This is a genomic window from Ruegeria sp. YTSA219, from assembly GCF_059609985.1.
The window spans coordinates 1-10,628 of record NZ_JBXWMT010000026.1; the positions used below are offsets into that span (position 1 = coordinate 1).

General features: G+C 52.5%; 7 protein-coding genes and 2 pseudogenes. 4 read left to right on the forward strand and 5 right to left on the reverse strand.

The features are described 5' to 3' along the window. The first annotated feature begins 216 nt into the window (after nt 1-216). Complete coding sequence (locus AC2FFB_RS19780) at nt 217-642, forward strand: hypothetical protein (protein WP_496714472.1); 426 nt, start codon at nt 217-219, stop codon at nt 640-642. Nucleotides 643-1,109: 467 nt separating this feature from the next. On the opposite strand, the pseudogene AC2FFB_RS19785 reads toward AC2FFB_RS19780, so the two are convergent. Beyond that, a pseudogene (locus AC2FFB_RS19785) lies at nt 1,110-1,217 on the reverse strand (IS6 family transposase); the annotation flags it as partial. A gap of 316 nt (nt 1,218-1,533) precedes the next feature. Then, nucleotides 1,534-3,030, reverse strand: a complete 1,497-nt coding sequence (locus AC2FFB_RS19790) for an AMP-binding protein (RefSeq protein WP_496875343.1) — start codon at nt 3,028-3,030, stop codon at nt 1,534-1,536. An 843-nt stretch (nt 3,031-3,873) separates the two neighbouring features. Between AC2FFB_RS19790 and AC2FFB_RS19795 the strand changes: the two genes are divergently transcribed. The 3 genes from AC2FFB_RS19795 to AC2FFB_RS19805 all read left to right on the forward strand — a co-directional run bounded on the left by AC2FFB_RS19795 (nt 3,874) and on the right by AC2FFB_RS19805 (nt 6,221). Further along, on the forward strand, nt 3,874-4,404 hold the full coding sequence (locus AC2FFB_RS19795) for a TetR/AcrR family transcriptional regulator (protein WP_496694680.1): 531 nt from the start codon (nt 3,874-3,876) through the stop codon (nt 4,402-4,404). 124 nt (nt 4,405-4,528) lie between these two features. After that, nucleotides 4,529-4,942, forward strand: a complete 414-nt coding sequence (locus AC2FFB_RS19800) for an ester cyclase (protein WP_142640397.1) — start codon at nt 4,529-4,531, stop codon at nt 4,940-4,942. Nucleotides 4,943-5,144: 202 nt separating this feature from the next. Further along, nucleotides 5,145-6,221 (forward strand): DUF2652 domain-containing protein, encoded by a 1,077-nt coding sequence (locus AC2FFB_RS19805; RefSeq protein WP_496875344.1) that lies wholly within the window; start codon nt 5,145-5,147, stop codon nt 6,219-6,221. A gap of 180 nt (nt 6,222-6,401) precedes the next feature. On the opposite strand, the gene AC2FFB_RS19810 is transcribed toward AC2FFB_RS19805, so the two are convergent. The 3 genes and pseudogenes from AC2FFB_RS19810 to AC2FFB_RS19820 form a co-directional block, all read right to left on the reverse strand. Further along, nucleotides 6,402-6,863 carry a hypothetical protein gene (locus AC2FFB_RS19810; protein WP_142640399.1) on the reverse strand — a complete coding sequence of 154 codons (462 nt, stop codon included), beginning with the start codon at nt 6,861-6,863 and terminating at the stop codon, nt 6,402-6,404. A gap of 511 nt (nt 6,864-7,374) precedes the next feature. Then, nucleotides 7,375-9,435 (reverse strand): adenylate/guanylate cyclase domain-containing protein, encoded by a 2,061-nt coding sequence (locus tag AC2FFB_RS19815; protein WP_496714468.1) that lies wholly within the window; start codon nt 9,433-9,435, stop codon nt 7,375-7,377. A 572-nt stretch (nt 9,436-10,007) separates the two neighbouring features. After that, nucleotides 10,008-10,211: pseudogene (locus AC2FFB_RS19820) on the reverse strand (IS6 family transposase); the annotation flags it as partial. Nucleotides 10,212-10,628 lie beyond the last annotated feature (417 nt).

Genomic DNA, 10,628 nt, shown 5'->3' on the forward strand with positions numbered 1-10,628 from the left:
GGTGCCCGAAGGTCTTCCTCTCAGCAATCGCCATCGCAGCTCTCGTCATCTATTGGCTATGAGTCCTGACCCTAGTTCATGCTGGCGGGGATAGGCGTCAACTTGAAGCCTTTTCTCAAAACCTTGACCTGTCAGCGCAATAAATCCGAACCTCAAATTTCCAAATTGGTTCCACCTACAGCGTATCAGACACGCTCAACCTAGAGGGACCAAGAAATGAAAAAGACACTGATTACATCCGTCACCGCATTCGCCATTGTCCTGAGTGCCGGAACGTCCACCGCTGGTCCGTTGCGTGACCATAGCCAACGCGGGTTTGCGCACAAAGTTCACTCATCAGTTTCGCAAACAGTCAATCACGCTGATGGGATGGCCAATACCTACCAAACCACCAATTCTTCCGGCTTTGGCTTCGCTTTACCTTCAGAGCGCCATCTGGGTCAAAATAACCTGTCCGCCACTCAGCAGTATCCCGCAATAAACCCGAATTGGAGCTGGGATTTGTCGGATGTTAATTTGATCGGAACTGATACTGGTGGATACGCAATCGAAGACGGTATTCGCCTGAATTGGGGTCAATTCAAGAAAACCAAATGCCTGGTCAAGTTGAAGAAGATGGTCGATACCTCATTGGTTCCGTGATCATTATCGCGGCAGGGTTTGGGGTTATCATCGAGGGTTTTGCGGAAATTATTTATGATATCGCTTGTCCACTTGGCAATCTTAGCCCAGCTGAATGCTAGCTATTCTGGAATGCGGGAGAATTTAGGTCCGGCTGCGATGTAATGCCGGTAACTGCTGCGCTTCAATACTGAAAGGCCACCCGGTATAATGGGAAGATCACCACGGTATGGACCGACCATGACCCAAAACCCCTGCGCCGGCTCACAAGAGACGGTTCAGGGACTACTGCGTCAGGGAGATCATGCTGGGGTGTTCTGGGTGGAAGCCGATATGTCGGCTGAAACCTAGAGCCCGGTAACGAGACGGCAGGCTCGGGATTTGCTACAAAAACAGATTGCAGCCCAAAGTCACTCACCGATCGGGACGTAGCCGGTTTTGTTGCAAAATTTTGAGCACGACGAGCTGTTTTAACGATCGGATTGGAGCTAGACGGTCAGCTCAGCGAATTGTTTGAATGAACAGAGTCCAGGCTTGAATTGGCCTTTGCGGATCATGTGCGCCACCTCGATACCTGCAAAAGTTGCCGTAGCCGACCACTTAATACAGCACTGCGTGCAGGTGAATGATAAGTTTGCGAGTGCAAACCAGTAACGATAATGGCTCCCATTATCGTTATCGATACGAACGGCCCAACCCGGTCATTGTGATTTTTCGCGGTGCGCGCTCGCTACGGAAGAAATGCTGCATGCGCTCGAAATCTGGCGCTGTGACGCGGCGATGAAACCGGCCATTGGTGCAGCGCAGCGAGGCTGGAACGGTCAATTCACACAGTGCGGACTAAGTCGCCGTTCGCTGCCCAGCAGAATTGCCATGTATTTGAACGACGAAGCTTGCCTTCGAGAGGCTAGATCAAGTGGCGCCGACACTCGCTTCTCGGAGCAGGAACCTTTGAATTTTGCCGCTGGGTGTCTTCGGCAGTTCTTTGACGAATTCGATAAGCCGAGGATAGGCGTGTGCAGAAAGGCGCTGTTTGACATAATCCCTCAGCTCTGCAGCTAACTCCTCATTACCTTCTGTGCCTTCCGCCAGTACGACCACCGCTTTCACTATTTCGGTCCGTTCCTTGTCCGGCACGCCTACGACTGCCGCCTCCGTCACAGAAGGGTGTTCGATCAGGGCGCTTTCAACGTCAAACGGTCCGATGCGATACCCCGAAGAGGTGATGACGTCGTCGTTCCGCCCTACGAAAGTGATACATCCGTGTTCGTCCCGCTCCACAGTGTCCCCGGTAAGATAGTATCCGTTCTCGATCGATTTGTTGCCCTTGTTCAGGTAGCCGCTAAAGAACAAGAGAGGTGAATCCGCGATGTTGACGGCCAATTGACCAAGCTCATTGAAATCGGCGATGCTGCCATCCTCGGCCAAAACCTCGACCCTGTATCCCGGCATAACATAGCCGGCCGATCCCGGACGAACCGGATGTTCGAGGCCGTGATGGTTATTCACCAGCATACCCGTTTCGGTCTGCCCATAGTGATCTTTAATCGGCGCATTCAGTTCGGTTTCGAACCAGCGGATGACTTCGGGGTTCAGTGGCTCGCCTGCGCTGCTGATGCAGCGGATCTGATCGCGCAGCTGTGCCGCGCGCTCGGTTCCGGAGGCGATGATTAATCGAAACGCAGTGGGCGCGCCTGCAAAGTTAGTCACACCCAATCTCGAAATCACGTCATATGTACTGTCCACTGTGAATGGTCCCTCGACCAGAGTGGTTACATGACCCAACAGTAGCGGGCCGATCAACGCATAGTATAGACCATAGGCCCAGCCCGGATCGGCAATGTTCCAGAAAACATCCTCATGCCGCAGACCGATCCCTTCGACCATGTAAGATCTAAAGGCAAGCAGCGCCTTTAGGGGCACGGGGACTCCTTTTGCGGGACCTGTAGTTCCAGAGGTCGCCATCATGAACATCAGATCATCGCCGTTCCGCAAAACCGGGGCGAACTCAGGCGATTGCGCGGCCATTATCCGGCGGAAATCAATGTCTCCCCCAACAACCTCTTGTCGCGTATCCGCTATGGTCGCGACAGGCGGACAACCTTCCACTCCATTGAGCTTATTGCGGTTCGCGGCGTCGGTCACAACCAGCTTCGCTCCGCTCATGGTCAAACGGTCCTGAATGGCCTTTGGCCCAAAGGCTGTAAACAAAGGCTGATAGGCCGCACCAGCTCGGAGGGCGCCGAGAACAACTGTCACAAGATCCGGGGTGCGCGGCAACAGACCCGCCACGATATCGCCGGGTCGGATGCCTTGTTCCTTAAGCAAATTGGCGAAGCACGCAGCTTCGTCGCGCAACTGCTTAAAGTCGCGGGTCTCATGGTGCCCGTCCAATGCAATCCAGTTCAATGCCAGGGGATTGCCCTGCAAATGGGCATCACAACATTCTACGCATGCATTGATTCCGTCGCTGAAATTGCCGAAAAAGACAGACTTTGCGAGGTCCAGGTCAAAGTCCTCCAGCGTTTTGGAGTATTCTGGGGAAGTCCCAGAGTCAGAACTCGATTCCATCAAAACGTATTCCTCCAAATGCAGCCTTTAATTACATTGCACTCAAATAGGTCGAATTTCCACGTTGGAGATTACGCGAACATTAGCGCGCCACGAGTGGTCCATTCAGTCCCGAACCAAAGCTCGATTTGGCACGAGACGGTAGGGCAACGGTCCAATGCATGGCAGATGAAATGGGAGTGAGCCGACGCTCGTTACAGAGATACCTAAACGCGTAAAGATTCACATTTTCGGGGATACGCGACCAGGCTGTAAATCATGCTGCATTGCTCGTGCAAATGGTCTAGGTCAAGGCAGGCTCGTTCGACCATCGGAACTTTGCCTCTCAGCGAATTTCATCGAACCGGTCATTGAAGGCCGCGCTGGGATGCGAAAATTGAGCAGCGCATTTACTGCGGTTGGTTTGAACAATAAGAATGGCTGTCAATCCTGACGTCAATTTTAGAAAACGCAGGAGCATTCCCGCTACACGGAGCAATGACAAATCAACTATTTGCCTGCGAGTTGGAATTTAAGAGCACACCATGCAAAACGTCGTAGTTCACGAAGATTCTACCCTGCGTAACGGTTTTTCCTGATCTTGCTCAGACGGTACGTGTTGCGATTTTTAAATGATCATTTTAATATACTCCGATGGGTAGACCAAGATCATATTCACGCGAAGCTGTAGTTGAAAAAGCCATGGGTGTTTTTTGGCAAAACGGCTACAAAGCTGCATCGATAAGTGACGTTGTCCGCGAAACCGGGCTGAACACGGCCAGCATGTACAAGGAGTTTGGAGACAAGGAAGGATTGTTTTCAGCAGCTTTGGATCATTACCGCGATCATGTTATCGGGCCGCGCTATCGTATTCTGATCGACAACCCTAACTTAGAGGGCGTCGAAATGTTTCTCCGAAACGTTTTTTTGGGGGCCGCCAAGTCGGAATACAAGGGCTGCCTGATGATGAACCACCTTGCGCAGAAACATGTGATAAGTCCTGAGGCCGCTGAACAGGTGGGCGCGTTCTGCGCAGAAGTCGAGTCATTGGTTGAAACTGCTCTTCGTAATGCCCAGGCGGATGGAGATATCGGGGCGGAAAAGGACACAGCGCAGCTTGCAAGCTTTGTGGTTTTTTGCGTTCACGGGACCGTCTTGTATGGGCGGCACGACGAAAAAAAGCACGTGATACCAAACTTTTACGACTTGATCATGAGGGAAATTCGCGAGTGAAGTTCATCCCTCATTTATTTTAAAATTGATTTTTTAAAATAAATGTTCTAAAACTATCCCATCCAGACGGAATTGAAGGCAACGACGCGCTGGACGCTAGTGAAACAGGGATAGGAGAAGCACGATGAGTATTTCCGAAACGGCTATGGCCTTCTTTGATGCATGCGAAACAGGCAAAGGCTGGAACGTCTGCAAGACATACTGTCAGGACGGTGCCACTTTTACATGCGAAGCCGACGCATTGGCCGATATCTCGACAATCGAAGATTATACAGCCTGGACGGCGGGAATTTTGACCCCAATCCCAGATGGCAATTACGACATCACCTCATTCTCGACTGATCACGAACGCAACATCGTAACGGCCACAGCAGTATTCAGCGGCAAACAAACCGGTGAAGGTGGACCAGTTCCTGCCACCGGCAAAGAAATCGCAACCAACTATGCCTACGTTATGGAATTTGAAGGTGATAAGATCGCCCGAATGACCAAAATCTGGAATGATGGGCACTCTCTAAAACAACTCGGATGGGCGTAGTGACGTCGCTATAGCGGCGGCGCCATTTAGGGGCTGTATTGCGGGAACTTGGTAACCACTTCGGGCTCTCACCGGCAACTTTGCGTCTGAGCTCCAGCCTACACACCATGATGACCGTCTATGGCGCATTTGGACCCAAAGTGGTTTTGAACCCTTTGTAGGTCAAAATAACCGCGCCAAACACTCTTTTGGGGAGCGTGCCATGTCAACACAAACTGGATATCTGTTGATCGCCGACATTTCCGGCTACACACAATTTTTGACCACTTCGGAAATGGATCACGCTAATCCGATTTTGCATTCCTTGCTGGGCGTACTGGTCGAACAGGTGGGTGATCCGCTCCATTTCTGGAAAACCGAAGGCGATGCCGTTCTGGCATATTCAACCCGGCAGGATTTCCCCTCCGGCGAGACCTTCCTGACCATCTGCGAGAATCTCTACAACGCATTTGCTCTTCGTCGGCAGGACATAATTGCCAACACAACCTGTACCTGCAAGGCGTGTGCCAATGTCGGAGGGCTGGATTTGAAGGTTATCACCCATCATGGCCAGTTCGAAGAAATGCAACTTGGCCCGATAAAAGACTTTTCCGGCGCCGACGTTGTTCTGGTCCACCGAATGGCCAAGACGAACGTTGTTGAAGCCACCGGTGTACGCAGTTACGCGCTGTTTAGCGAGGCCGCTGCAAACGCCATGGATATCAAAGGCATAGTGGAACCGTTTTCACAGGACATCGAACATTTTGGCGAGGTTTCGATGAAGGTCTACGATTTGGCTAAATCTTGGGAACGTTTGCGTACCAACCGCGAGCGCCATTTTTTGACCAAGGAAGACGGAGTTTGGACCTTCAGCCATCATTTCGATGCTCCAATTGCAGTCGTCTGGGAGGCGTTGGTCGCGCCTGAACTAAAGCTGAAATGGATGAACCGTGTTCAGGATATCACCGTCGACAGCCCGCAAGGGCGCCTCAGCAACGGGTCGGAATATCATTGCTCTCACGAATTGGCGGACTTTTTCTATCGCATCACTGATTGGGAACCGTTCGACTATTTCTCGACCTGCATCCAGGATCCGGCGCGCACTGGAGTAAGCCTGCCCGAGACATATCAGCTGACGCAAACGAACTCTGGCACCGACTTGCGATACACAATGGGTCAAGCGACGGATGCCGAAGGCAATAGGTCGGAAATCTCAGAACAGGAGGTTTCAGCGTTCCTGGCAGAATTCTGGGCCGCATCGTTCTCTGATCTGGACGAACAACTCAAGGCCTCGAAGTAAGAGCGCTTTGATGGGACGGCTTACATTGCGTCGGCAACCGCGAAATGCTGCTCTCTGTGATGTGTATGATGTCTGACGCCATCACCTACCGAACATTGGAGCAACAGTAACGTTTTCCCATGCCCTGCTTCCCACGATCAATCCAACGGCCCTACCCGTCATAAACTCAGGGACAACATTTCACTCAGGGATTTCCACGGTTCCTACTATGTGGGTTCGCCTCAAAGGTAGTGCTTGGTACATCGACACAATGTCCGTCGTGGCTATGCCCTCGCCAGTCATTCCATCATAGCGCCCGGTTCCGACGATAATTTCCCAAGAGTTAGCCGCGCCTTTTTCACCTGCTTTCCAACGCATCGTGAAAGTGTCTTCGCCCTCACCAAAAATGCATATTCCGGAGATTGAGTTGGTCCCATCTTGGTAACCGAACCCCGATCCAAGGCATCGAGCAAGCCCGCCGTCAACAGGACCTTCGATAACTTCAAATCCTCCTTTGTTGTCGGCGATGTGGAAAATATGATCACCAAGGTCAAAGTTTTCCTGAGAAAGCGGATAGAAATTATTAAGCTCGATGCGTTGCTCCTCGGCACTGGTCGCAGTACTAGTAGCGGCCAAGACCGAGATCAAAATTAGGTTTTTCATTAAGGCCTCCTAAGGCTCCATTCACCTTAAGAGTATTAGTGACATTAGCAAACGACGGGCATGTTAATTTCCGCTATTCATGAGCGCCCGCTCGTCTCAACCCGCCTGTATGTGCGGATTGTCCGGGAATGGGTGAAGCCCATAGACCTTGAGGCGAGCACCAAGGGAACGCATTCTAAGAGGTGAGCCGAGGTTACTCAGATCTGCAGAAACATTGACAATCTGCGCAATAAGCGACTTCTGCCTGAACATACAAAAATGGATAGGACGGTACGGTATCCTGGCCTAGAGTTGGAGGGCACATTGGCCATCGCGGAAGCTTTTGAAATTTAGAGCCACAGGGTCGTTTTCCTAGACGGCCCAAACCGGACATTGGCTACCGGGTGGTGATGCCGCGGTCGCAACCCACTTTCCGGACATTCACTGCGAGCGAAGTCCCCGGCGCGCTGAGCACACACAACGCGAGACTTGTCGGACTTTCCCGAAGCCCCTTAACTTTAACGGAAGTTACCTACTGGTTCTTGTTGGTGCTAGTAACCGCACGCCAGCCTTCCTTTGGCGGCCTGTCTAACAGGTCTTGGGCGCGGATCATCATGGCGACTGAGGCGGGGTCTCCGTTTCGCGCCTGGTCTGCGGCCGCGAATGCGGCAACGGCCTCTTCAAACCGCCCTGTCCGATAATGTGTAAGGCCCTGTTCATAAGCCTCTATCCAGGCAAATGATCCAACACGCCCATCCGCCATCGCGATCAGTTCGTAGACCACCAGCTCTTCAACACGTCCAAACACGGTAAGCGTGTCCAACTCTCGGACCACGATTGCGTCAGCGGCCTGTCGCCTCGTTTCCGGCCCGACCAGGATCAGCGTTCCATAGTCTTTGTTGGCCCCTTCCAACCGACTGGCAACGTTCACGACATCACCAATCGCGGTGTAGTTCAACCGCTGCTCTGATCCGATATTTCCGACCAGAGCCTCGCCGCTGTTCACCCCGATCCTGACGCGTAGGGGGTTGCCGGCCTCATCTTCAATTCCGGACGCGCCCACGGCGGCGACAAGGTCCAGCGCTGCGCGGCAAGCATTTTCAGCGTGATTGGCATCTTTACGCGGCGCCCCCCAAAACGCCATCACGGCATCGCCAATAAACTTGTCGATCGTCCCACCGTTTTGAGTAATGGCCGCAGAGGCTGCGCTGAAGAAGGGCTCCATCAGCTGGACAATATTTGGGCCTAGTTTTTCGGACAGCCCTGTGAAACCCGCTACATCGCAAAACAACACAGAGATCTGTTTCATTTCTCCGCCCGGCTGTATCTTGATGCCCTCAGCAACCAGCATACGCACAAGATCGGTGGGCACGTATTTTCGGAAAGCGGACAAACCAGCGGCCATGCTCGCGGTTGCCGCAGAAAGATTGGCAAGCTCAGACAGTCTGGAGGGTCTGCGCTCAATGCGTTCGACGTCAAAGCGTTCGATTTTACCAAGATCTTCGGCGATGCGTGCCAACGGATTTGCGACAATGCTTCGGATCAGCCAGATCGCCAGCCCGGTTGCGACGACCACCACACCGATCAAAACGTATATCAAGTTTATCAGCGCTTCATCGATGCTCGACAGAAACGCCGCTTCGGGTATGACCGTGGCAACGCGCCAGCCGTAAAACCCCAGTGGCGTCAGCGCCACCGCATAAGGCACGCCGTCGATGACGACACGTTTCGTCAGCGTGCCTTGGGCATTCGCTTTGGGATCTGCCAACAACCTTTCGCCTGAGATCATGGCAACTTCATAAAGCTTCCCTTCGCCCATGCGCGCCGGGGTAATCTCATCCGCTTCTGCATCAGGTACTGCAATAACTTTGCCGTCAGCGTTCAGAATAAATGCCGCGCCGAATTCGCCGGGGGCAAGCGTGGCGAGAAAACGTGACAAACGATCCGTTTCGATTGCAACGGCCAGAACACCTTGCCGCGTTCGGTTGACGTCTATCGGACCAGCAAAGGCGTAAACGGTTTTTTTACTATCCGGAAGGTCGCGCGTTTCAATCCACCCCGCAGAGCTGAGCCCCATGAAGTTTTCAAACCAGGCATGTTCGCGCGGATCATAGGATGTTTCAGTAAAGGTCCGCTCCTCGAACTGAATGTCACCGGGGATAAAGATATAGCGATCCTTCCGCAGCATTCGGTCGCGGATCCCCTTGTCGATTTCAATCATCTCAAGCCCGCCGTCACCTAGACGGTGCGACGCGAAAAAATTGCCATCGGGCCAGCCAAAGAACATCCATGAGATATTCGGCTGCGCCTGCAGTTGCGACAGAAAAACAAACTCGCGCTTGTCGGCCTGTCGCGTCGCGATGACGTTCTGGACAAAGATCGTGCGAACGGCTGCCCAAGCGGCTTCGGCCGACCTAAGCGTCACCCCCACCTCGATGCGGACAGTGTTCGCTATCTGGCCGTTGATTTCAGCTGCAAGCATGCGGCTATTGTCGCGCGCAGTCGTCCACCATAGGGAATGGACAATAAAGGTCGACACTCCGATAGACACAGCCACCAGAATTGACACAGCGATGCCCACGCTAAGTCGCACTTAAATCTCCGCCAAATTACTCATATTCTTCAGTATTGAATTGAGATTGCTAGGAGGGCATAACTTTTTTAGACCTATCCCGAAATCTCACGCAACTGTTAGGTAGCAGCAAAGCATTGTGTTGAAGCGGGCGCTTGAACATTGGCTACTGTAACTGACCTTTGCGATTTTGCCAGACGCTGTGTGCAAATGAACGGGCCGCCTGAACTTGCCATTGGCAGATATGTCCCACCACTGCGCTGCAGCTCATCAAAGGAGACATTCGCCGCAGCCACAAAATCGGCGGGTCTACGAACTAACAGCTCGCGAAAGGAATCTGCCGTTCATCTACTCTGCCCTTCCCGCCGCATATTGCGGGAAGAGCCGCCGTTGGCCCGAATTCGCAAGTTCGATATGATCTTAGCGGCTTTGTCGCAAAATTCTCTGAAGTGTAAGGGCTGGTTGGAATTTACTAAGTTCATACGGTTTGGTTCGTAAACTGCTTGACCGGGCAGATTCCGACTCCGAACTGACCCTTTCTGATCATCTGCGCAACTTCAATCCCATCGAGCGTTGCAGAGGCGGACGCAGTTTCGCTTATGGCGACGTGCCTTGTCGGCAATCAATGGCGCATATTTGACGATCCAACGGTTCAGCGTCGCGTGATCAACCTTAACTCTGCGCTCAGCCAGGATTTCTCCCAGATCCCGATACGACACTGAGTAGCGCAGATAGAAAAACGCCTCGTGCAAGATCACATCTTTTGGGAAATGCGAGCCCTTGAATGAGATCGTCACCGGATGCTCCTGTCAATTTTGGGCTGGTCATTAATGTTGTTTTCTCCAGCGACAGAATAATAAAGTCTATTGAGAACCAGTACCGCCAACCACTAATCCAAATATATAAGGGCGCTTCTGGATAAACGTGGCCTTTTGTGCCGAATGGGCAAAGCATTGGTTTGTCACCCGTCGCGCAAACACACCGCACCAAGAAATGGCGAACGGCATCTAATCTGATCTCTAGACGGCGGCGGCCGCTACCCGGAGGGTGCGTTGTGGGCTAACACTTGCCAGATCTCAGGCGTTAGCCCTGGATGCTAGCATTGGATCGAGTTGCCTTTCAGCACATCGAAGCCAGCCAACTAGGGTCAGGACTCATAGCCAATAGATGACGAGAGCTGCGATGGCGATTGCTGAGAGGAAGACCTTCGGGCA